This is a genomic window from Polyangium sp. 6x1, from assembly GCF_029946515.1.
Taxonomy (GTDB): domain Bacteria; phylum Myxococcota_A; class Polyangia; order Polyangiales; family Polyangiaceae; genus Polyangium.
The window spans coordinates 15,171-38,602 of sequence record NZ_JARZHH010000064.1 but is presented as its reverse complement, the minus strand read 5'-3'; the positions used below and the strand labels follow the sequence as shown (position 1 = coordinate 38,602).

Genomic DNA, 23,432 nt, shown 5'->3' with positions numbered 1-23,432 from the left:
TCATGCGCTCGCGGCTTCGGCCTCGGCGCGGCGAACCTCCCGCGGGGCCAGCTCGATCTGCGGGCTCTCCGCCTCGGCCTTGGCGACGTCGCGCATCCGCGGGCGCGAGGGGCGGAACAGGTAGGTGCGGAGCAAGTAGAGGACCATGCTCGGCTCGTCGAGGCTCGGATCGACGCGGGGGACGACCTCGCGCTGGTGCGCGTCGGCGAGCGCGGACCAGTGCAAGCCGGCGCGATTGTGGTGGATGGTGTGGTAGCCGTTGTTGCACATCACCCAGTTGAAGGCGCGACCGACGAAGTTCCGCGAGTGGTTCCATTCGCTCGTGGTGTCGCAGCGATCGTGCTGGATGAGGTTGATGCGCAGGATGCAGCGAGCGCCATAGAGCTGCGGGACGAGGACGAAGAAGAGCGTCGTCCAGACGTCGTAGACGAGCAGCGCGCCGGTCAGGCCAAACGCAACGACCTGCTCGACGAGGTACTGCCGCACGAAGTCCTCGCGGCCCTTGATGCGGGCCCAGCGCGAGACGCCGGCAAAGGTGTTCGGGCCGGCGACGTTGGGGAAGTGGATCAGGTTGAGCAGGTTCCACCGAAACGAGACGTGGCTCGGCGCAGCCCAGTCAGGCTTGCCGTCGTCCTCGAAGTGGTGGTGCACGAGGTTGTGCGAGGGGATGTTCGCAGACGCCGGGTAGAGCGCGCCGAAGCTCAGCACGACGCGGAAGAGCATGTTGAGCCGGCGGCTCTGAAAGATGCCCTGGTGCAGGTGGTTGTGGATGACCACCGTGTTGAGGAAGCTCAGATAACAGGCCGCGGCGAGGAAGAAGACGTTCCGGCAAGACGGCACGAAGACCATCGAGGCAAGGACGCCCATGTAGGCCGCCACGATGCCGATCTGCCGCCATTCAGCCAGGTGCTTCACCAGCCAAGGCCCTCGGACAGGAAGCGAAGAGGACACGGCTCCGCCTTCTACCATCCGTCCAGGCCGGTCGACAATCATGGACGAACGGACGGATTTGTATTATCCGAGACGGAAGAACGCCGTGACTGCCATCGCCTCGACCCTTACCTCCTTACCCTTCACGCAACTCCGTCGAAACCGCTATTTTTACCTGTGGTACGACGGTTTTTACCTCGTCCTGTGCGGCGCGCTGGTCGCGCTCATGGTGACGACAGGCTTCCGCGGGCTCGTGCCGACCTGGGACGATCGCCTGTGGATGGTGCTGCCGCTGGCCTGCCACCTGCAGATCCTGTGCAGCGTCTTCATCCACAACGCGACCCACAACAACTTCCCACGCCCGATCAACCGGATCGTGGGCGAGCTCTGCGGGATGGTGGTGCTGACCCGGTTCGCATCATGGGAAGTGATCCACCAGCGGCACCACCGGTACTCGGACGACGTGGCAAAGGACCCGCACCCGGTGCTCCCGAGCTACTTCAAGTTTCTGTTCGCTACGATCGTAAACGTGGAGCATCAGCTCCAGCAGATCTATTTCGATCTGTACGGCGACACGCCCGAGAACCGTCGATACGAGCGGCTGCGGGCGTACGTGAGTTACGGGACGAACCTGCTCCTGATCGCGACGTGGTACCTGTTCCTCGGGAAGGTGGGATTCCTCTTCCTGTTCATCCCGTCGTCGCTCGTAGGCTTCTTCCACCTCGTGCACTTCAACTGGTCGACGCACAACGCATTCTCGCCGAACAGCGACTTCAAGCCGGTGAACCTCGACCACGGCTATTACAAAATCGGCAACTGGCTGTGGTTCGGCATTTACATGCACGCAAACCACCACAAGCGCGCAGGCATGTTCAATCCAGCAAAGCTTCAACCGAGCTTGCCGATCACGCCGCCGCCAGGCCGAGGCTGAGCTGCTGGGAGCCGCCGCGCCGGGGCGCTGCCCCGGGCCCCGCGGGGGCTGTTCGCCCCTCGACCCGAACCAGGGCCAGCCCTGGACCTCAGGGGGAAGAACTGCGCGATGCGCAGTTCTTCCCACAGGCCGGTGGTGATACCGCCTTGCCGGTCGAACCGTCAACGCTGCCGTCTTGCTTGGCAGGATCGCCTGCAGTCTTGAATCGGCCCGTTCGATGAACTGCGCATCGCGCAGTTCATCGACCCCGAGTCCAGCGCTTGCGCTGGTCCAGGTCCAGGAGCGGATAGCTCCTGGTGGGGCCTGGGGCAACGCCCCAGCGAAACGGCCTCCCGACGAAATCTGTACTACTGCGTCGCCGCGGGCTTCGGGCCCTCGGGCGGCTTCGGGCCTAGAGGCGCGGGCTTGGGCGCTTCGGTCTTTGGCGCTTCGGTCGGTTTGTCCTTCGTGCCGTCGGCCGGTTTCTCCGGGGGCTTCGCGGCTCCTGCGTCCGTGCCGGCGTCGCCTGCGTCGGCTGGGGCGGCGTCCGTTGCGGCGTCTTCGGCGCCTGCGTCGGCTGGCTCGGGGGGCGGGGCGGCTTCGGGGGCGGGCTTCGGGGGCTCTTCGGCGGGGCGCTCGTCTGTCCAGCAGGACGGGTTCGGCGGGGGCTGGAAGGTGAGCGTGTGCGAGGCGCGATCGCCCTTTTTCGTGATGAGCGTCTCGGTTTTGTAGGCTTTGGCCTCGCCGCACTCGTAGGTCGTCAGCTCACGCTCGGGCGTCTTGCCTGCGCGGAGTGGCACGGAGGCGCGCTCGTTGCTGCACTGCGACCACTCGACCTTGTACTCGGCATCCTTGTCCGGCAGGACGAGCCGCACGCCGGGATCGCCTTCGGCGCGCTTGCCCAGGATGAGGGCGTGCGCGACTTTCTCGTCGTCGTCGAGGACCGTGACCCGGACGGGCTGGCGCAGGCCGCCGCGCATCTTGTTGGTCGCCCCGCCGAGCGTGAAATCGGCGCAGACGGGTTCACCCGTGAGGGTGGAAGGGACCTGGGTGTTGGAGCAAGCGGCGAGGGAGGCCGCGAGGAGTGCGGCGACGGCGAACGCGGAGCGCGGGCGCAGGCTGGGGCGGATCACGGCGCGCAGCGTCGCCCCGGGTGGGGGCTTTCGTCAAGTCCGGCGCGTTTTCTTTGCGGGGGCGGGGGCGGCGCTCGGCTTGCGCGTGCGGGGCCGCTGCCCTTCGACCGAGAGCTTTGTTTTTCCGAGCGTGAGCACGTGGTCGAAGTGCTCTTTGGAGACGGGGACGACGCTGAGACGCGAGCGCTTGAGCAGGGCGATGTCGGTCAGGGACGGGTCGCTTTTGATGACGTCGAGCTCGACGTGGGCCTTGAGCGCGACGACGGGCTCGACGTCGATGGCGCTCCAGTCTTCGCCTGCGGCGGTGGGGTCTGGGTAGGCCTCGCGGGCGACGCGGGCGATCCCGACGACGGCTTTGCCCTCGTTCGAGTGATAGAAGAGCAGGAGATCGCCCTTCTTCATGGCGCGCAGGTTGTTCCGGGCCTCGTAGTTGCGCACGCCGTCCCAGACGGCCCGCTTGTCGGCGAGGAGCTGGGCGAACGAGTATTTGTAAGGCTCGCTCTTGACGAGCCAGTAATGCTTCTCCGTCGTCATCCGTTCGTCCGGACCATACAGCCCGCGCCCGGACCCCTCAACAGGAATCAGTCGGTGATGATGAGCGTGGTGTCGTCGGGGACGAGGCGGGAGAGCTCGTCGATTTCGGCGTCGTCGAGCGCGATGCAGCCGTGCGTCCAGTCCGATTGCTTGTGCACGCCGTTCCAGTCGCGCTGACCGACGCCGTGGATGCCGATGCCAAAGCCGACGGTGCGGCCGGGCGGGACCTCGCCGCGGCGCTTGAGATCGGCGAACCGCGCGCGGTCCTCGTCGTTTGGATACGTCACGTTCAGGAACTGGTGGAACAGGCCCTTGAAGCGGCCCTTCACGTGGTAGGTGCCGACGGGCGTGACCTTGTCGCCCTCGAAACGCTTGGGGCCGGCGCCGCCGCTGCCGATCGCGACCTTGTACGTCTTGAGCACGCGGCCGCCCTGGGCGATGAGGTCGAGGCGGTGATCGCTCTTGTCGACGCGGATGAGCGAGGCGACCTCGTCCGCGGGTTTGCCAGGCTTTGCGGCCGGCGCGCCCGGCAGCGGAGAAGGGAAGAGGACCGTGGGGAGCAGGAGCAGCGCAAGCAGAGCGTTCATGCCCCGGTGTCGAGGAGCCCCGGGCGATCGTGACGATCGGGCCGCGTGAAAAAAACATTTTTTCGCCTGTCACACTCCAGGTACGTTCTCCGATGAGGGGGCGATGAGCGCTCCGATGACCATGGACGAACCGAGGCTTTCCGCGCCGCTCGCGGATCCGGAGCTGCGGCGATTCTTGCTCGATTTCGTGCGCCGCCGCGTCTCGCCCGCGGACGCCGACGATATCGTCCAGACGGTCCTCTGCGAGGCGCTCACCGCGAAGAACCGGCCGGAGGACCGGACGGAGCTGCGCAAGTACCTGCTCGGGATCGCGCGGCACAAGGTCGCGGACGCGCACCGGCGCACCGCGCGCGAGGAAGTGCGCGATCCGCCCGAGCTCGTGGCGAGCCCGCCGCCCGTCGAGGAGGAGGCGCTCCTCCGCTGGGCCGAGCGGCAGGCCCCGGCGACGGAGGAGGCGAAGAAGACGCTCGCGTGGATGGCGCGGGAAGGGGAGGGCGAGAAGCTCGAGAGCATCGCCGAGGAGGAGAAGGTCCCGGCGGCGCGCGTCCGGCAACGCGTGTCGCGCATGCGGCGCTGGATGAAGGAGCGGTGGCTCGCGGAGCTCGCGGCCGTGGCGGCGCTCGCGGTCCTCGCGGTGGTGCTTTGGCGGGTGGCGCGGGACGCCGAGGATCCGGAGGCGATCGTGCCGCTGCCGGACCGGGTGCCGGCGCCGCCGGATACGCCGCTCGACAGGGCGAAGGCGCTCCGGGCGGACGCGCTCTGGTGGTGCGAGCGCGGGTCTTACCGGATCTGCGTGGACGAGCTCGACGCGGCGAGGCAGCTCGATCCGACCGGGGACGAGGCGCCGGAGGTGCAGGCGGCGCGCGAGCGGGCGCGTCGGGCGCTCACGGAGCCGCCGCCGGTGCCGACGTCGACGCCGCGCGAGACCAAGAGCGAGAAGGGCGAGATCGACGAGAAAGCGCCGGCGCCGAAGAAGGTCGCGCCGGCGCCGAAGCCGGTGTCGACGAGCAAGAAGCAGAAGATCGATCCGGATCTCCTGGATCGGGGAACGGAGAACGAGAAAACCAAGCCCTCACCGAAGGATCAACGCAAGAAAGGTGACGACGGGTTCCTGAAGAAGTGAGCCAGGGTCCGTTTTCACGTGCCTGAAGTCCCGGGTGGTGTCTTGTCCGGCGAAACCCGCGGGGCTTGGCCCTTGCTTGCCAAGCTTTCGGCCCTCCTGTACGCTGACCGAGGCGAGGAGCGGTCGGTAGCGTTGCGTCGGTGGTGCGGCTGGAGCGATCTGGATGAAGAACATGGCCTTCCAGAAAGTGGGCGACTACTTCGTCCTCGTCCACAACGCCATGGCGCCCACCGACGAGGAGTGGGACGAATGGCTGCTGCACTACACGTATGTGTCCATTCTCATCGTAACGGATGGGGGAGCTCCGACGGCGTCGCAGCGTAAGCGCATGAAAATGCGCATCGATGAGCTGCGCGCCTCGCCGACCTACGTGCCGAACAAGAAAGAGCCGAAGGTGGCGACCGTCACCGCGTCGTCGTTCGTCCGCGGCGTGCTCACGGCGCTCCGGTGGTTTTACCACGATGCGTATGCGGCTTTTCCGCCGGATCACATCAATCAGGCCCTCACGTATCTCGACGTTCCACCGCGCTATCACATTGCGATGAAGACCGCGGTCCAGACGCTCCGCATGCAGCTCAAGAAGGCCAAGGCCGCGGGGCCGTCGAAGACGATGCCGGACGAAGGCTGACCCCGCGGAGATCCACGACCGGGGACGAACTTGCGGCCCCGTTGGTGGTGACAATTACACGGTCGCGCATGACGACGGCCTTGACGCTCCGGGGGCCGTTCGATAAAAACGGGTGTTGGTCCGTGGCTCGAACGCGTGTGGACGCGCTCCGGCCACGACGAATTCGGACCCGAGATCGGGCCCCGAGGCTTTTCGTCGCCCGAACGTGAGACCGCTGGAGGCATCGCACCTTGCTTGACGCGAAGAGTCGGCGCTTCCGTGCTCCGATGGCTCCCCGAGGGGGTGAGGGGTGAGCAGCGAACGGGCGCCGGCCGCAGGCGGTGAGCCACGACCCGTCGCGACCACGGAGTCGCCGGCCCCGCCAAGCGTCAATCCGTTGTCGGACGGACCTTCGTCGGTGCGTTTTCCCAGGCTCACCGCGGATGGTCGGGCGGCGCTCGGAATGCTGGACGAGGAGCGCCGGAGCGAGCCGCCGCCGTCGGTGCGGTTTGCGCGGGCAATGCCAGAGGCGCGGCACTCGTCGTGGGGCCCGCCGCGCGACGAGGACCATTTGAGCGAGCCGCCGCCGTCGGTACGATTTCCACGGGCAATGCCAGAAGCACGGCACTCGTCGTGGGGGCCGCCGCGCGACGAGGACGGTTTGAGCGAGCCGCCGCCGTCGGTGCGATTTCCGCGGGCGATGCAGGAGGCGCGGCATTCGTCGTGGGGGCCGCCGCGCGATGACGAGCATTTGACGGAGCCGCCGCCGTCGCTCCGGTTCCCGCGGCCTCTCTCGGGGCCGCCGCTCTCGGCGCCGCCGCTCGCCCTGCGCGGTGACGACGAGGGGCTCGCGGAGCCGCCGCCGTCGCTCCGGTTCCCGCGGTCGATCGCGCCGTCGGCGTCGGAGCGGGCGCCGGGGCGGGAGGACGACGTGCTCTCCGAGGGGCCGGCGTCGGTGCGGTTCCCGCGCCTGACGGCCGAGGGGCGTTCGGCGCTCGGGATGCGCGAGGACGAGCCGCTCGGGGAGGCGCCGGCGTCGGTGCGGTTCCCGTCGCGGCGGCTGTCGGACATGCGGCCGCCGCGGCCCTCGGAGGCGCCGCGCTCGACCGATTACACGGAGAGCCCGCCGTCGGTCCGCTTCCGGCGCGTGAGCGGCGAGGCGGGGCCGGGCTACCGGCTGCGCGAGGGGGCGTGCGCGGTCGCGCTGAGCACGGAGGGGCGCTGGATCCTGCCGGCGTCCGTGGTGCGGCTCTCGCCCTCGGCGGTGTGGTTTTCCCCGGGCGACGGGCTGATCCCGCGGCTCGGCGGGCGCGTCACGGCGTACATGCTCTCGGGCAAGGGCGCGGTCGGTCCGGTCGAGGGCGTGGTGGTCTCGATCGAGCCTTCGGGGCCGCAGGGCAGCGTGCTCGTCAGCGTGCAGTTCGAGCGCGTCACGCAGGAGCTCGGCCGGAAGATCCTCGGCCTTCTGCAGGAGCTCTACGTCGTCGGGCAGGCGGAGCTCGCGCGGAGCCTGTCGCGCGTCCGCGAGCAGATCGACGATCCGGGCCGGGTGCGGGCGATCCTGCGCGCGCTGATTCACGCGGGCAGCGAGGGGCTCGTCGTGGGGTCGGAGGTGCCGGTCAAGGCCGAGAAGATCGAGGCGCGCGAGGAGACGCGGGTCGTGTGGCGATCGGCGCGCGACTGGGGCCCGCCGCCGTACATCGTCGATCTCGGCGGGTACAACTCGATTCACCGGATCCACATCGAAAAGGCGGAGTTCGATGCCGACGGGCGGATGACGTCGGCGATGCCGACGCGGATCGAGCGCGTGCGGCACCGCTGGTTCCGGCGGTGCAAGGTGCAGCGCCCGATCACGGCGACGTTCAAGCATCCGATATGGCCCGAGGTGACCGTGTCCGCGCGGCCGGTGCTCGACGTCTCGTTCGCGGGGCTTTGCTTCGAGATCGACGCCGACCAGGATCTCGTGTTCCCGGGCCTGGAGATGCCGGACATCGAGGTTTGCGTGGGGGACGACGAGCCGCTGCACATCCACGGCGAGGTGCGGTACGTGCTGCCCGCGCGCAATGGCACGAAGGCGCGGTGCGGGCTCAAGGTGGCGCCGCGGACGTCGAAGGACGAGGGGCCGTGGATGCGGCTCGTGAGCCAGGAGCTCCACGAAAAGACGCTCGGCGGATCCGAGACGCCGGAGTCGATGTGGAGCCTGCTCCAGCAATCGGGATATTTCAATTTGTCCGGTAAAACGCCGGATCAATTCGAGCCGCTGAAGAAGACGTTCCTCGAGTTCGGCGCGCGGGCGGCGGCGGCGCCGCGGATCATCTGCCAGGCCGTGTGGCCCTCGGAGCGCGGGATCGAGGCCTCGCTCTCGGTGGCCAAGATTTTCAGCGGCAGCTGGCTCGTCCATCAGCTCGCCAAGCGCCCGGGCAAGGCGCCCGGCGTCGCGCACGTGCGGCAGATCCTGCGCGACATCTATCTGCGGGCGTTCGAGTATCCGCAGCTCGATCCGGCCTTCACCTGGGCGCTCGCGTTCATCGACGGCGAGGTACCCTGGTCGATGGCGCACCTCGATTTCGCGCGTCCCTACGTGGACCAGGGCCTCGCGGCGATCCAACCGTTCCGGCTGCTCGAAGCGCAATCGGCGGGGACGAGCGAGGCGATTTCGGGCGAGCGATTCGACGTCGGGCCGGCGGCGCCCTTCGAGACCGCGTGGCTGCTCGACGAGCTCGGCAAGACCCACACTCCCGCGCTGCTCGACGCGCTCGATCTCACGCCAGAGCGGGCGGATCTCGGGGAGACGGCGCGGCTCTGGAAGGAAGCCGGGATGGGGCGCGAGCGCGCGTTCTTCACGGCGCGGCGCGCGGGCGTGCCCGTGGCGGCGGCGATCGTGGAGACGGGTGAGACCGGGACGAATCTCTTCCGGCTGCTCGATTGCGTGCGCCTCTACGAGCTCGGCCGCGGCGGCAGGGCGGCGTTCGTCCCGCTGATCGACGAGGCGCGGCAGTTCTATCGGCAGCGGGGGAAGTCGAGCTTCGTGTACATGCACGAGCACCCGGACGGCGACCACATCGAGCGCTGCAAAATGCTGGATCTCGGTCCGGGCAATTGCTGGGCGATATCGGCGCAGATCCTCCCGGAGTTTCTGGAGCACGTCTACGAGCTCACGGCCATCGGTCGTTACAAACCGAAGCAGGGGAAGGAATGAAGCTCGCCGAGCGGCTCGCGGCGCTGGCCGCGGGGGTGGATCAGGGGACGTACCAGCCGGCGCTGTTTTCGCTCGCCGATTCGTGGGATCGCCGGAAGGTCGAGGAGCTGGTCGCCGCGGGGCAGGTGCGCGAGGTGCACGATCGGTACGTCGATCAGCTCGCCGAGCTCTGCGCGACGCGCTCGCCCAAGCAGAGGCTACGCGGCGCGGCGCTCGACGAGGCGGTGCGGGCCGCGCTCGGGGACGGCCCGCCCGAGGAGCGCGGGACCTGGGTGCATTACCCATGGAGCGGGCGGCTCGTGCACGTGCTCGGCGAGGCCGATTATCGCGAGCTGCGTTTTTCGCGCAATCGATACAAGATCACGCCCGACGAGCAGGCGCGGCTCCGGGACAAACGGATCGGCGTCGTGGGGCTGTCCGTGGGGCAGGCGAGCGCGGTGACGCTCGCGCTCGAAGGCGTGGGGGGCCGACTCAAGCTCGCGGACTTCGACGAGCTCGCGCTGTCGAACATGAACCGCCTGCGCGCCGGGGTGCACGAGATCGGCTTGCACAAGTGCGTGATCGCGGCGCGGGCGATCGCCGAGATCGACCCGTTCGTGCAGGTCGAGGTGTTCCGGTCGGGGATCACCGAGGAGAACGTCGAGGCGTTCCTGACCGAGGGCGGCAAGCTCGATCTCGTGATCGAGGAATGCGACGACCTGTACACGAAGGTCTTTCTGCGCGAGCGGGCGCGGGCGCACGGGATCCCGGTCCTGATGGAGACGAACGATCGGGGGATGCTCGATATCGAGCGCTTCGATCGGGAGCCGGATCGGCCGGTGCTGCATTCGCTGTTGCGGGGGCTCTCGGCGGCGGATCTGAAGGGGCTCACGCCAGCGCAGAAGGTGGCCATCGTGCTCCGGATCATCGGCCCGGACGCGCTCAAGGGGCGGCTCGGTGCGTCGATGCTCGAGGTCGAGGAGACGACGACGTCGTGGCCGCAGCTCGCCTCGGGGACGATGCTCGGCGGCGCCGTGTCGACCGACGCGGCGCGGCGCGTGTTGCTCGGCGAGCTGACGCAATCGGGGCGGTACTTCGTGGACCTCGACGTCATCGTGAAGGACGGGCGGGAGGCCGAGGTGGTGGTCGACGCAGCGCTCGAGGAAGCGCTCGCACGAAAGCCGCTCCCGCCGCCGGAGGCGCCGCCGCTCGCGCGGCCCGCCGAGAAGCGCACGGTGACGCGCGAGGACGTGCGGAGGCTCGTGAGCTTCGGCGTGCTCGCGCCGTCCGGCGGAAACGCGCAGCCGTGGAGGTTCGTCGCGAAGGGCGGGCGCGTGCGGTGCAAGGTGTCGCCGGACGCAGGGCGGACGCTGAACGATTTTCAGCGCACGGCAAGCTTCGTGGCGCTCGGCGCTGCCGTGGAGAACATGGTCCTCGCCGCGCCCGCGATGGGCCTGTCCGCCGAGGTCGTCGATGTTTCGGACTCGAAGGACCCGCTCGCCGCATGCGACGTGGTCTTCCGGGTGGACGACTCGTCCTACGCGGTCGATCCGCTCTGCGCGGTGCTCGGCGCGCGCTGCACGAACCGCAAGCCCGGCACGGGAGCCGCACTCTCGGAGCGGGCAGCAGCGGGGCTCGCAGAGGCAGCGGAGGAGCGGGGCGGAAAGCTCGTGCTCGTGACCGATCGAGCGGCGCTCGCGGAGCTCGGGGAGATCCTCGGGCAGGCCGATCGGATGATGTTCCTGTCCCGCAAGCACAACGAGGAGATGGCGGCCGAGCTGCGCTGGACAGAGGAGGATGCACGAACGACGCGGGACGGGCTCGACGTGCTGACGCTCGACGCGCCGCCGTCAGCCCTCGCAGCCGTGCGGCTCGCGACCACGTGGAAGGCCGTGGAATTCGCGTCGAAGATCGGCGTCGGCGGGGCACTCGCGAGGTCCGCCCGGTACTCGGTGGGCTCGTCCTCCGCGATGGCGCTCGTGGTGTTTCCAGGCGCGACGTCGCGCTCGTACTTCGAAGGCGGGCGAGCCCTCGAGCGCGTATGGCTGGAGGCAACCGCGCAAGGGCTCGCGATCCAGCCATGGGCGGCGATGCTGTATCTCTTCGCGCGGCTCGAACGCGGCGCAGGCAAGGGTCTCGAGCCGGTCGTGCGCGAGCGGCTCGGCGAGCTCCGGCAGCGGTTCCTGCGCGTGTTCGACGTGCCCGCGGGGCACGCAGAGATCCTCCTGTTCCGGCTCTCGAAAGCGGAGCCGCCCACAGCGCGGTCGCTGCGGAAGCCAGTCGAGGACGTGTTGACGTTCGTGTAGCGTTTCGCTGGGGCTTTGCCCCAGGCCCCAGCAGGGGCTATCCGCCCCTGCACCCGGACCAGCGCAAGCGCTGGACTCGGGGTCGATGAACTGCGCGATGCGCAGTTCATCGAACGGCCAGGTCAAGACCACGGGCGAACTTGCCAACCGAGACAGCCGCGCTGACGGTTCAACGGGCGACGCGGTGCCAGCGGCGGCCTGTGGGAAGAACTGCGCATCGCGCAGTTCTTCCCCAAAAGGTCCAGGGCTGGCCCTGGTCCGGGTCGAGGGGCGGATAGCCCCCGCGGGGCCCGGGGCAGCGCCCCGGCGCGACGCTTCGACAAGACCTAATCCGCGATCGGCCAACGAAGGCGCGTGATCTCGGGGGCGATGCGTCGCAGCTCCGCTCGCAGGGACGTCGCGGTCATGCGTTGGTCGGGGTTGTGGCGCAGGCACTGGAACAGGAACATGCCGACCGAGGCGAGCCGGCCTTGCGACAGGCGGCGGATCTTTGGGGGGAGGCCGTCGTGCGTCAGGTGCGCTGAGATCAGGGCGACGTCGCTTGGACCGTCGAAGAGCGTGTCGCCGGTGAGCGCCTCGTAGGCGAGACAGCCGAAGCTGTAGATGTCGGCTGTGAGGGGCGTCGCGGTCGCGCCTTCGGGCACGACGTCCCAGACTTCGGGGGCGCCGTAGTTTGCGGTGGCGCAGCCGGGTCGGATGTGACGGCCGGCGAGGCCGAAGTCGACGAGCACGGGGTGCTTGCCACCGCGCAGGATGACGTTCGAGGGTTTCACGTCCAGGTGGCCGATGCGCACCGAGTGCATCGCTTCGAGACCGGCGAGCACGCCGTCGAGCAGGGCGAGTGCGGTCTGGATCGTGAGGCTTCGGCTGTCGATGAGTTGATCGCCGCGTACGCCCTCGATGAGCTCCATCACGAGGATTGGTTTTGGCCGCGCGCCTGCGTCGAATGTCACGAAGCGTGGCAGGTTCGGGTGGTCTGGCATCGAGAGCAGCGCGCCGGCTTCTTCGCGGAAGAGCTTCGAGAACTCGGCTTCGGAGACGCGGCGTGCGGCTGTGGCGTCGTAGTCGGGTACTTTGAGGGCAAAACGTTCGGCGTTCGGGTCGTGCCGCTCCTCGGCGCGTGTGACGATGAAGACCGTCCCGATCGCGCCGCCGCCGAGCCTGCGGTGGACGAAGTAGCCGCCGATGGTGCGTCGTGGCGGCAGCCATGCGGGCAGGGGGAGATCGGTCGTGGGCAGCTCGTCGGGCTCGCTTGCGCTGCCGCCGGTGCGCTGGCCGGGGAGCGTGCAGAGGCGCGGCAGGACGAGCGAGGCGACGAGTGCGATCGGGGACGGGACCGAGGCGCGCGCGGCGCCGACGAGTTTTTCGATGGCGCCCTGGAGCTCGGGTGTGGCGCCGCCTTCGCGGGCCATGCCGGCGGCGAGTGCGAGGGCGTGGGCGCCGAGGATCGTGGAGTGCGGGGTCTCGTCGCTTTCGCCGTCGCCGAAGCGGCGCCGCGCTGAGGCTGTGAGGCGCGCGAGTGCGACGAGGGCGTCTTCGAGGGAGACGAGGGGAGAGCCTTCCTTCGTGGCGGACTCGGCGAGCGGGGCGAGGGCGCGCGCGGCGCGGACGGCGTCGAGGCTGCGGGCGAGGCGGGCGAGGGCGGTGCGTAAGGCCTCGGTGCGCTGCGAGGCGCCTTGCGGCAGCTCCGTGACGAGGGACTCGAGCGCGGCGAGGGCGGCGTCCATGCGCTCCTCGGCGCCGCGATCGGCGGCGGCGGCGTTGATGGCTTCGGTGAAGCGGGACTGGCAGGCGAGGAGCTGCCGGAGGTCGGGGTGCACGCTCGCTTCGGCGAGGATCGCGAGCGTCTCGGGATCGCCGCTCCGCATGCAGGCGAAGAGCAGGACGTCGGCGGCGTCGGCGACGTGTGTGCGCACGAGCGCGTCGAAGGCGCGGGCGACGGTGGCGACGACGGCGCGGCGGAGGGGGGATCCGGGCTCGGCGACGAGGCGCTTCGAGAGCACGTCGCACGTGTCGAGCAGGCGCCGCTTGCCGCGGCCGCGGGCGGCGTCGTCGCTGCCTTCGCCTTCGCTCTCGCCGTCGACGACGTGGAGCAGGGCGCGCAGGTTTCGCTGGTGAAACGTGGCGTGCGGGGGCGTGCCTTCCGGCGGGGAGTGCGCCTCGACGCGGAGCAACCAGCGCGTGATGCGATCGTCGAGGCCGTCGAGGCCCGGAGCGGCGCCGTCGGTGCCCGAGCCGCGTCGTTCGAGCAGGAGCAGGCTGCGGAGCGCGCCGGACTCGTACAGGTTCGAATCGAGCTCGCGGACGAGGCGGGCGGCGGCGCGACGGGAGAGGTTTGTCTGCGGGAGGCCGGGCGGCAAGGCGCTCGGTTTGATGGGGAGGCCGCCGCGCGCCGAGGGCGTGGGGCTCGCGCCTGCGTCGAGGGCGTCGAGGGCGTCGAGCGTGCTCGCGGCGAGGTCGAGGGCGGCGAGGGCGCGGGCGTGGGCCTCGCGCGAGCCGCTCTCGACGAACGCGTCGACGGCGCTGCGCACCGTGGCGCCGAGCTCGGAGGGCTCGCGGCCTTCGAGGTCGCGAAGGATGCTCTGGCCGAGCGCGGTGAGGCCGTCGTCGGTCTGCGGCGCGGCGAGGCTCACGGCGAGGGCTTGTACACAGGCGGCGCGGGCGCGCGTGCCGAACGCGGGGCCGAGCTCCAGGCGGAGATCGGAGACGCTGTCGGCGACGGCGATCGGGTGCGCGGCGGTGATGGCTTCGAGCAGCGCTTCGGCCGCCTCGGGCTCGGCGTCGGCGGCGCGCGGCAGGCCCCAGATCATCGCGATCGCGAGGCCGGGGTCTTCGCGCAAGAGGCCCGAGGCGAGCAGATCGCGGCTCGTGGCGAGGTTGTTCTCGGGGTCGACCGCGATGCTCGCGACGAGCGAGGTCGCGGCGCGGCGCCACTCGGTCGGCGTGAGGTTTGGCGCGAGGTTTTTTCGGATCTCGCGCTCGAGCTCGGGGAGCGCGCCGGAGAGCAGTCCGCGGGCGGCGGCGACGTGGCGCCAGACGAGCGTCTCGCGATCGGCGAGGAGCAGGTGGTAGGCCTCGAGGACGACGTCGGGCGCGGTGGCGCGGCTCGACGAGGCGGGAGGATCGGCGCCGAGGCCGCGGAAGAGGCGCAAGGCGTCGTCGTCGCCCTGGCTCGCGCGGCGGACGGCCTCGCGCGCGGCGCGTTCGAGCAGGCGCGCGGCGAGGCGGCGCTCGGGGAGCGAGCCGGTGGAGGCGGCGCCGACCCAGTCGCGCGCGAGGTCGCGTCGCGAGACGAGCGCGAGCGCGAGTGGATCGACCGGCACGTCGACGCTGCCCGGGAGCTGCAGGGCGAGGGCGATTCGCGCGCGCACGGGCGCGCCGGCGAGCGCGCGGGCGCTGCCGAGGGCCATGCGCGTGGCGAGCGCGACGAACGTGGCGGCGCTGCCGTCGTAGAGCTGGGCGAGGACGCGGCGGCCGATCTCGCGCCGCTCCGGGCCGAGGGGGAGCGCGCCGGTGATCTCGTAGAGCGCGACGGCCGCGGCCGCGGGCGCGAGCCAGCCGAGGTCGTCGAAGAGCCCGTCGGCGAGCGCGACGCGGATGCCCGCGAGCAGCGCATCGGCGGACAGGCCGTCGAGCGGCGGCGGGCCGTCGAGCGAGGCCTCGATCGCGAGCGAGGCGATGCTCTGCCGGAAGACGCTGCGGCGCGCGCTGCGATCTTCGTACCTGTGGAGCTCGAGCAGTCCGTCGAGGAATTCGGCGCGCGCGCGCAAGTGTCTGCCTCTAGCTTCGGATCATTCCCCGGAACGAGGAGCGTGGGCAACGTTTTTACCATCGTCTCGAACGGAAGATTTTCATGGGCTTGCGATGCTGCGTTCCGTTTGCGAGGGTGCGGACATGTCGAAGGATCCGAGCGAGGCGCGGGGGCGGCTCGAGGCGATGTCGGTGGGGTTTCGCGCGAGGTACGTGACGTACGACGAGCTCACGCGGCAGGTGCGGGCCTGGGCGGAAGGGTTTTCCGAATTCGTGCGGCTCCGGAGCCTCGGTAAGACGCTGGAAGGGCGCGACATCTGGCTGCTCGCGATCGGGCGCGACCCCGACGGCGACGGGCCCGCGGCGTGGGTGGACGGCAACATGCACGCGGTCGAGCTCGCCGGGTCGAGCGTGGCGCTCGCCATCGCCGAGGACGTGATCCGGAACCTGGTTTGTCCGAACGAACCCTTGCACGATCTGCCCGCGCACCTGACCGCGCTCCTGCGGGAGGACGTGACGTTTTACGTGCTGCCGCGCATGTGCCCGGACGGCGCGGAGAGCGTGCTCCGGACGGGCGGATACGTGCGATCGAACCCGCGCGACGATCGGCTCGGCCGCGGCGCGCCGTTCTGGAAGAGCGGGGACGTCGACGGCGATGGGCTCGCGCTCTCGATGCGGCGGCTCGATCCGGCGGGGGATTTTGTTGGTTCGCCGGAAGACCCGGACCTCATGCTCCCGCGGCGCATCGAGGACGCGGGGCCGTTTTACACGGTGTATCCCGAGGGCACGATCGAGCACTGGGACGGTTTTGCCATCCCGGCGCCGGACTACCTCTCGGACAACGCGGTCGACATGAACCGCAATTTTCCCTACGGCTGGGCGCCGGAGCCGCACCAGAAGGGCGCGGGCGCGTACGCCACGAGCGAGCCCGAGTCGCGCGCGGTCGTCGAGTTCACCTCGAAGCGGCCGAACATCTTCGCGTGGCTGAACCTGCACTGCTTCGGCGGCGTGTACATTCGTCCATCGGGAGAGCAGCCCGATAACCGCATGGATCCCACGGATCTCACGCTCTACCGGACGCTCGAGCGCTGGGCCGAGGACGTCGGCGGCTACCCCATGGTGAGCGGCTTCGAGGAGTTCCTCTACGAGCCCGACAAGCCCCTGCGCGGCGACCTCAGCGCCTACGCGTACACGCAGCGAGGCGCGGTCTCGATGGTGTGCGAGCTCTGGGACTTCTGGAAGCAGGTGGGCTTGCCCGTGCTGCGCCCGTTCGTCTGGAACTACCAGCGTCGCACGCGCGAGGACACGCTCCGCATGGCTGCGTGGGATCGCGAGCACAACCAGAAGCGGATCGTCGGCGCGTGGCGGCCGTTCGTGCATCCGCAGCTCGGACCCGTGGAGATCGGTGGGCACGATCCGCGCTTCGGCATCTGGAACCCGCCGCACGACAAGCTCGGCGAGCTCTGCGAGCGGCAGTCGCGCTTCTTCTTGCGCCTCGCCTCGCTCGCGCCGCGGCCGCGGCTCGTCGAGGCGCGGGCGGCGCGGCTGGAAGGGGATCTCTGGGAGGTCTCGGCCGTCGTCGAGAACCTCGGCTTCCTGCCGACGTTCGTGCTCTCGTCGGCGCGGAGCCTGCCCTGGAACGACGTGGTGCGCGCGCAGATCTCGCTCGGCGAGGGCGTGAAGCTCGTGTCGGGCGAGCGTGATGCGGCCCTTGGACATCTCGAAGGTTGGGGCGCGGTCGACGCGATGAGCTCGCCCGGATTTCCGCGGACGGGCGGCGGTCCGCGGCGGGCGCGCGCTCGCTGGATCGTGCGGGGGCGTGGGGTGGTCACGATCCACGCAGGATCGCCGCGCGTGGGCAAGGTGGAAGCGCGCGTGGAAGTGGGATAAAGCAGGCTCGGCCGCCGCCGGAGTTCGGTCGGGCCGGCTGTGGAGGGTGTTTCGTGATGTCGAGGTCGCTCCTGGGGTTGCCGCTCGCCGGCCTGCTCGCGTTTTCGCTTCTGGCGTGTGAATCGAAGGAGGCCCCGCCGGCGCCCGCGCCGGAGAAGGTCGACGAGGCGAAGGCGAAGGCGGACGCGCCGAAGCCTGAGGCGAAGGCCGAGCCGAAGCCCGAGGACGCCACGAAGCCCGAGGCGGAGCTGAAGGCCGAGGCCCCGAAGGGCGAGCCCAAGGCCGACGACAAGGCGAAGACCGAGCCGAAGGAAGAAGCGAAGGCGGCGGCGCCGAAGGGCGATACGCAGCCCGCGGCCGACGTGGCCGCGAAGACCTCGGTGCCCGACGCGCCGAACGGGATCTTGCCGAAGGGCGCCGCGGACAAACTCGTCAAGGCGGGCGGGCGTCCGGTCGTGCACCTGCTCGCGGCGGGCGGTGAGCCGCGCGCGGCCGCGGCGTACGCGCTCGTGAAGGGCACGTCGAAGCCGCTGCGCATGGGCATGGAGCTCGAGATGGCCATGAGCGCGGCGGGCATGAACCTGCCGCCCACGAAGATGCCGCGCATGGTCATGACGTTCGACTTCTCGACCGGCGACAAGAAGGGCAGCGACTGGCCGATCGAGGGCACGCTGAAGGACGTCGCGGTCGAGTCGCAGGGGGCGGGGCAGGACAAGATCGCCGAGGCGCTGCGCCCGCAGCTCGAGCCGATCAAGGGGCTCGGGATGCGGTACTTCGTCGACGAGAAGGGCCGCGTCCACGACGTGACCATGAGCATGCCGAAGGCCGTGCCGCAGGCGGCGCAGCAGATGATGACGGGCATGACGCAGTCGATCGAGTCGATGATGGCGCCCTTGCCGGACGAGCCCGTGGGCCCCGGCGCGAAGTGGGAGGTCCTCGGCAGGCTCACGGCGAACGGCGCGGATCTCTTGCAGGTCTCGACGTTCACCTTGAAGGAGCGCAAGGGCGACCTGCTCACGCTGGACGTCGCGGTGAAGCAGCTCGCGGCGAAGGACACGGTGACGCCACCGGGCATGCCGCCGGGCGCGTCGGCGCGGCTCGTCGCGTTCAAGTCGCAGGGCAGCGGCACGAGCGTGCTCGACACGAAGGACGTCGCGCCGACGGGCGGATCGATGACCGTGAAGAGCGCGATGACGCTCGAGGTGCAGATCGCCGCGGGCGGCAAGACCGAGAAGCAGAACACCTCGGTCGACACGAGCGTGACCGTGTCGTACGCGCGGAAGTGATGGGAGAGGCGGGAGCATGAGCGACGAGGCACCGCGCGCGCTGGATCTCGGCGCGTTTCGAGCGGCGTACAGCCGGTTCTTGACGGGTGATCGCGTGCTCCTCACGGGCCACTCGCACCAGGCGTGGCCCGACGTCGCGCGTGAGGCGAACCTCGAGGCGTTCGATGACGCCGCGAGGTTCGTCGACGACAAGTGGTCCCGCGCGGTCTTCCCGAGGATGGAGTCCGTCGGGCGCCGCATCCTCGGGCGGCTCGGCTTCGACGAGCGAGACGCGATCACCTTCGGCAAGAGCACGCACGAGCTCGTCACGCGCCTGCTCTCGTGTTTCCCGCTCGCGAAGGCCCCGCGCGTGGTCACCACGCGGTCCGAGTTCCATTCGTTGCACCGCCAACTATCTCGGCTCGCAGAGGACGGCCTGCGCGTCACGTGGGTCGACTCGGCCGATCGCGGCTCCCTCGTGGATCGGTTCCTCGAAGCGATCGTGCCCGGCACGAGCCTCGTCGCGCTCTCGGCCGTGCTGTTCGAGGATGCTTACGTCGTGCCGCGGATCGGTGAGATCGCGGCGCGCGCCGTCGAGGTGGGCGCCGTCCCGCTCGTCGACGCGTACCACGCGTTCAACGTGGTCCCGATCGAGTGGGGACCGGCGAAGGACGCGCTCTTCGTCACGGCCGGCGGCTACAAGTACGCGGAGCTGGGGGAGGGGATCTGCTTCCTTCGTTCTCCCGAGAGGACGAACCTGCGACCCGCGGACACCGGCTGGTTCGCGGATTTTTCCGCCCTCGAAGGCGATCGCACGGAGGCCGTGGGGTACGGATCCGGCGGCGCGCGCTTCTCGGGCGCGACCTTCGATCCCACGCCGGTCTACCGCGCGGACGCGGTGCTCCGGCACTGGGACGCGTTCGGGCTCGACGTCCCGGCCCTCCGCGCGATTTCGCTGCGCCAAACGCGCCGCATCCTCGCGCGGCTCGACGAGGCGGGGATCGCCGATCGCGTGGCCTCGTCCCGCGTGGACGAGCGGCGCGGGGCTTTCGTCGCCGTCCGATCGCCGGGCGCCGGGCACGTCGTCGAGCGGCTGCGGGCGCGCGGGATCTTCGTCGATTCGCGCGGGGATCTCGTCCGGATCGGCCCCGCGCCTTACCTCACGGACGACGAGATCGATCGCGGCACGCTCGCCGTCGCCGAGGAGATCCGCCGCGAGGTCGCGTCGTGAGCCGCACCTACGTACCCCGGCTCGATGACGCGCTCGTCGCCGAGGCGGCGCGGCAGACGCACGTGATCTGGTCGGGCGGTCGCTCCGTCGACGCGCACATCGAGGCGCAGCGCGCGCAGCTCCGCCGCGCAGGGCCCGCGATCCTGCGGTACACGGGGCTGCTCGACGACGCGGGGCGGCTCGTCGCGGGCATCAAGCGCTACGGCCTCTCCGTGAGCGTCCCCGGCGGTGGCAAGGCCCCCGGCGTGGGGATCGGCGCGGTCTTCACGCGGCCCGACGCGCGCGGGACGGGCGCCGCGAGCGAGCTTCTTCGCGCCGTGCTCGACGAGGCGCGCGCGGACGGCGTCGCGCTCGCGCTCCTGTATTCGGACATCGATCCCGGCTTCTACGAGCGGCTCGGCTTCGTCGCGTTGCCCGCGCTCGAGCACGCGGCGGATGCCTCCGCGCTCCCCACCGAGACCTCGCTCGACGTGCGCCCCTCCACGCCCGAGGACGAGCGCTTCATGCTCGACGCGTACGACGTGTCCTGGGATCCGTCGTTCGTGCGGCCCGCGCGCACGCTCGAGATCCTGCGCTACTTCCGCTTTCGCAACCACGGCGATCTCGGCTGGATCCTGCGGCGCGACGGCCGCGACGTCGGCTACGCGCTCGCCGCGCTCCACGACGGAAAGCGCGACGACGGCGCCGAACCTCCGCCCCGCACCTTGTGGGTCGACGAGTGGGCCGCGCCCGGCATCCCGCGCGACGACGTCCTCGGCGCCCTGCGAAAGATCGCGCTCGCCGAGGGCGCCGCGAACGTCGCGAGCTGGCTCCCGCCGCACCTCGAAGGCGAGCCGTTCGTCACCCGAAACCGCCCCACCGCGATCGCCATGGCGCTTGCGCTCGGTGGGGGGATCTCCATGATCGATCCAGGAAAAACGTTTTTCGGGTCCTTGGATCACTTCTGATCCAGCCCTTGCAACGTTTCGTTGTTTCGGTACTCTTGTTGAACATGATTGTCATCTTCGCGCGTCTCCGGTCGCTCCTCGCGGTGCTCGCGGCGGCGCTGGTGCTCGTGGCCGCCCCTCTCGCGAGGGCTGACTACGGCGATCCGCCCGAGGTCGAGGCGCAGCGCCTCGTGCACGTGCTCGGCTACGTGGGCGCGGACTACGGCGGCGCCGTGGATCACGGCGCGATCACGAACCAGGGCGAGTACGACGAGCAGCTCTCGCTCCTCGACGACGGCGCGAAGATCGCAGGCAGGATCCAGCCCGCGCTGCCGGCCGACGCGCCGCGCGTGGATCTGCCTTCGCTCGTCGGCAAGGTGCGCTCGCTCGTCGAGAAGAAGGCGCCCGCGAGCGAGGTGACGGCCGCGACGCTCGAAGCACGCACGGCGATCCTCGGCGCGTTCCGCCTGGCCGAGGCGCCCGCGGCGGCCCCGAACGCCGAGCGCGGTCGTGCGATCTTCCAGAAGCACTGCACCGAGTGCCACGGCGAGCAAGGCCGCGGCGACACGCCGAAGGCCGCGACGCTGAACCCGCGGCCCGCGAACTTCTGGGATCCGGAGGTGGCCGACGGCATGACGCCCTTCCGCGTGGCGAGCACGGTGCGCTTCGGCGTGCAGGGCACCGCGATGGTGCCGTTCTCGCAGCTCAGCGAGGCCGAGCGGTGGGACGTCGCGTTCTACGTGGTCTCGCTGCGCCACACCGAGGCGCCGGCGGAAGGCGCGCCGACGTACGCGCTCGCGGAGCTCGCGACCCGCTCGGATGCGTCGCTGCGCGAGGATCTCGCCGCTGCGGGCATGACGCAGGATCGAATCCCCGCGATGCTCGCCGATCTGCGCAAGCGCGCGCCGTACGAGGATCGCGCGGCCCGCTCGCCGCTCGCGCTCGCGCGGGCGAAGCTCGATCGGGCGCGCGTCGCGCTCCAGCGCGGCGATCGCGAGGCGGCGAAGGGGCAGATCATCGACAGCTACCTCGAAGGCGTCGAGCCGGTCGAGGCGCAGCTCAAGTCGATCGACGCCGGCATCGTGGCGCGGATCGAGGACCACTACATGGGCCTGCGCGCCGCGCTCGATCGCGGCGAGGCGCCGGCCGCGCTCGGCGCTTCGATCAGCGGGACGCTCGCCGAGCTCACGGCGGCCGAGGCGAGGCTCAAGGAAGGCGCGAAGCGTACGGGCTTCGTGTCGACGGCGATCTCGAGCGGCGGCATCGTCGTGCGCGAGGGCGTCGAGGCGGCGCTGCTCGTGGCGGCGCTGCTCGGCCTCGCGGCGCAGGCGGGCCACGCGGACAAGAAGCGCTACGTCCACGCCGGGTGGGCCGTGGCGCTCGTCCTCGGCGTCCTCACGTTCCTCCTCTCGCTCCGGCTCGTCACGATCTCGGGCGCGAAGCGCGAGCTCATCGAAGGCATCACCGCCCTGCTCGCGACGGCGGTGCTCTTCTACGTGAGCTACTCGCTGCTCGCGAAGCGCGAGGTCCAGCGCTGGATGCGCTTCCTCAAGGAGCACATCTCGCCTCGCAAGGCGGCGCTCTCGCTCTTCGGCGTCTCGTTCCTCGCGGCCTACCGCGAGGCGTTCGAGACCGTCCTCTTCTACCAGGCCCTGCTCGCCTCCGAGGCCTCGTCGCTCGCGGCCGTCGTGGGCGCGGCCGTCGGCGCGGTCGTGCTCGTGATCATCGTCTCCGCGTACACGCGGGCTGGACGTTTCGCGCCGCCGCAGGTCTTCTTCCGCGTCTCGAGCTACCTGCTCTACGGCCTCGCGGTCGTGTTCATCGGCCAAGGCCTCTCGGCGCTGCAGATGGCGGGCGTCGTGCCGGCGCACCGCGTCGGCTTGCCGACCGTCCCCGTCATCGGCTTCTATCCGACGCTCGAGACGATCACCGCGCAGCTCGTCCTGCTCGCGCTCGCGGTGGGCGCGTACGTGTGGAACAAGCGCTCGCCCGAAGCCGGACCGCCGCGCGGTGCGACGCCTGCGCCCGCGAAGGGCTAGCCGGTCGTCGATGAGCTTGCTGCGCGCCCTGGATCGTCGGTCGTCGTCCTCGGAATACTCTCGTATTCTTGAGTCCTCCTCCCTAGCTCCAGGGCGCTCGCGGCGCTTCTCGACGACCCGCTAAAACGCGACCCGGTGCACCGCCGGGGCCCCCGGATGCAAGAGCCGGAGGCCTCGGCGGGCCGCATCCTCGGCGTTCGCCGCGGGCTCCGCGAGATCCCACTCCAGGTACATCTTGTCCCCGTCGAAGCAGCCGAAGCTCGTCGACACGCAGAGCATCGGCTCGCGATCGATCGCGTAACCCGTCCGCGCGACGTCGTGCCCGTACACGGCGACGCGCGCGTTCGGGTGGATGGCGCGCAGGAAGGACCAGGCGCGCTCGGACGAGGTCGTCCGAGCCCAGAGCAGCGCCCCGAGCGTCCCGCGGGCGGCCATCTCTTCGAGCGTCAGGCCCGTGCAGCCGTCGAGCGACAGGTTCTCGAGGTCGTCTCGGCTCTGGATGCGCGCGTGCGGCGCCGCATGCAGCATGACGAGCTGAGCCTTCGGGGCCACCGCGACGAACGGCCACGTGCGGAACCAGGCGCGCATCGACATCGTGCCTTCGTCGCCGAGCAGCTCCTCGAGCCGCATCGCTTCGTCCGGGAAGAACTTCGCGACGATCGGCCCGCCGACGTGCGCGTGCTCGTGGTTGCCGAGCAGATAATGAACGCGCCCCGGGTACCTGTTTTGCAGGTCGCGCGCTCGTTCGAGCAGCGCGGGCGAGTCGCCCTCGTAGAAGCTGCCGAGGTAGTCGGGCCAATCCATCTCTTCGAGCTCGGGCCCGTGTACCAGGTCGCCCGTGACGACCAGGACGGCCCCATCGGGCTCGCGGGCGGCGCGTTCGAAAATGGAAGTGACGTGCTCGAAATCGTCCACGTGACCCTGAAGGTCCGTGGCGACGATGAGCTTGCCGCGTTCTGGAAGCACGACGACGCGTCGCACAGCGGGCGAGAGTACCGCACTTCGGAGATCTTGCTCGGGAAA

Annotated in this window: 16 protein-coding genes; 10 read left to right on the top strand and 6 right to left on the bottom strand. The window is 70.2% G+C overall.

Annotated features, from left to right (window positions below; all coding sequences use genetic code 11):
• Window positions 1-915: a fatty acid desaturase gene (locus QHF85_RS39135; RefSeq protein ID WP_281332526.1), complete on the bottom strand. Its 915-nt coding sequence runs from the start codon at window positions 913-915 to the stop codon at window positions 1-3.
• Window positions 916-1,036: 121 nt separating this feature from the next.
• On the opposite strand from QHF85_RS39135, the gene QHF85_RS39130 reads away from it, so the two are divergent.
• The gene (locus QHF85_RS39130; protein WP_281332525.1) at window positions 1,037-1,861 is read left to right on the top strand and encodes a fatty acid desaturase; all 825 of its coding nucleotides are present in this window, start codon (window positions 1,037-1,039) and stop codon (window positions 1,859-1,861) included.
• A 347-nt stretch (window positions 1,862-2,208) separates the two neighbouring features.
• On the opposite strand, the gene QHF85_RS39125 is transcribed toward QHF85_RS39130, so the two are convergent.
• From QHF85_RS39125 to QHF85_RS39115, 3 genes are read right to left on the bottom strand one after another with little or no spacing between them, the layout of a single operon-like run.
• Entirely contained in the window at window positions 2,209-2,973 is a 765-nt protein-coding gene (locus QHF85_RS39125; protein ID WP_281332524.1) for a hypothetical protein, read from the bottom strand.
• A gap of 33 nt (window positions 2,974-3,006) precedes the next feature.
• Entirely contained in the window at window positions 3,007-3,507 is a 501-nt protein-coding gene (locus QHF85_RS39120; RefSeq protein WP_281332523.1) for an EVE domain-containing protein, read from the bottom strand.
• A 47-nt stretch (window positions 3,508-3,554) separates the two neighbouring features.
• A complete protein-coding gene (locus QHF85_RS39115; RefSeq protein ID WP_281332522.1) occupies window positions 3,555-4,094 on the bottom strand; it encodes a L,D-transpeptidase family protein in 540 nt (179 codons plus the stop codon).
• A 115-nt stretch (window positions 4,095-4,209) separates the two neighbouring features.
• Between QHF85_RS39115 and QHF85_RS39110 the strand changes: the two genes are divergently transcribed.
• The 4 genes from QHF85_RS39110 to QHF85_RS39095 all read left to right on the top strand — a co-directional run bounded on the left by QHF85_RS39110 (window position 4,210) and on the right by QHF85_RS39095 (window position 11,308).
• Window positions 4,210-5,217 (top strand): sigma-70 family RNA polymerase sigma factor, encoded by a 1,008-nt coding sequence (locus QHF85_RS39110; RefSeq protein ID WP_281332521.1) that lies wholly within the window; start codon window positions 4,210-4,212, stop codon window positions 5,215-5,217.
• 163 nt (window positions 5,218-5,380) lie between these two features.
• Entirely contained in the window at window positions 5,381-5,845 is a 465-nt protein-coding gene (locus QHF85_RS39105; RefSeq protein WP_281332520.1) for a hypothetical protein, read from the top strand.
• Between the two features lie 397 nt (window positions 5,846-6,242).
• Window positions 6,243-9,023: a hypothetical protein gene (locus tag QHF85_RS39100; RefSeq protein WP_281332519.1), complete on the top strand. Its 2,781-nt coding sequence runs from the start codon at window positions 6,243-6,245 to the stop codon at window positions 9,021-9,023.
• Window positions 9,020-11,308: an Rv1355c family protein gene (locus QHF85_RS39095; RefSeq protein ID WP_281332518.1), complete on the top strand. Its 2,289-nt coding sequence runs from the start codon at window positions 9,020-9,022 to the stop codon at window positions 11,306-11,308. The genes QHF85_RS39100 and QHF85_RS39095 overlap by 4 nt, the downstream gene beginning before the upstream one ends.
• A gap of 326 nt (window positions 11,309-11,634) precedes the next feature.
• On the opposite strand, the gene QHF85_RS39090 is transcribed toward QHF85_RS39095, so the two are convergent.
• Window positions 11,635-15,078, bottom strand: coding sequence for a serine/threonine-protein kinase (locus QHF85_RS39090; protein WP_281332517.1), 3,444 nt, complete (start codon window positions 15,076-15,078; stop codon window positions 11,635-11,637).
• Window positions 15,079-15,202: 124 nt separating this feature from the next.
• On the opposite strand from QHF85_RS39090, the gene QHF85_RS39085 reads away from it, so the two are divergent.
• The 5 genes from QHF85_RS39085 to QHF85_RS39065 are packed head-to-tail and all read left to right on the top strand — an operon-like array spanning window position 15,203 to window position 22,409.
• Window positions 15,203-16,948, top strand: a complete 1,746-nt coding sequence (locus tag QHF85_RS39085; protein ID WP_281332516.1) for a M14 family metallopeptidase — start codon at window positions 15,203-15,205, stop codon at window positions 16,946-16,948.
• Between the two features lie 53 nt (window positions 16,949-17,001).
• Window positions 17,002-18,234, top strand: a complete 1,233-nt coding sequence (locus QHF85_RS39080; RefSeq protein WP_281332515.1) for a hypothetical protein — start codon at window positions 17,002-17,004, stop codon at window positions 18,232-18,234.
• Between the two features lie 16 nt (window positions 18,235-18,250).
• Complete coding sequence (locus tag QHF85_RS39075; RefSeq protein WP_281332514.1) at window positions 18,251-19,444, top strand: aminotransferase class V-fold PLP-dependent enzyme; 1,194 nt, start codon at window positions 18,251-18,253, stop codon at window positions 19,442-19,444.
• Window positions 19,441-20,391 carry a GNAT family N-acetyltransferase gene (locus QHF85_RS39070; RefSeq protein WP_281332513.1) on the top strand — a complete coding sequence of 317 codons (951 nt, stop codon included), beginning with the start codon at window positions 19,441-19,443 and terminating at the stop codon, window positions 20,389-20,391. The genes QHF85_RS39075 and QHF85_RS39070 overlap by 4 nt, the downstream gene beginning before the upstream one ends.
• Before the next feature lie 44 nt (window positions 20,392-20,435).
• Entirely contained in the window at window positions 20,436-22,409 is a 1,974-nt protein-coding gene (locus QHF85_RS39065) for an FTR1 family protein (RefSeq protein WP_281332512.1), read from the top strand.
• A 120-nt stretch (window positions 22,410-22,529) separates the two neighbouring features.
• On the opposite strand, the gene QHF85_RS39060 is transcribed toward QHF85_RS39065, so the two are convergent.
• Window positions 22,530-23,390, bottom strand: a complete 861-nt coding sequence (locus tag QHF85_RS39060; protein WP_281332511.1) for a metallophosphoesterase — start codon at window positions 23,388-23,390, stop codon at window positions 22,530-22,532.
• Window positions 23,391-23,432: the final 42 nt, after the last annotated feature.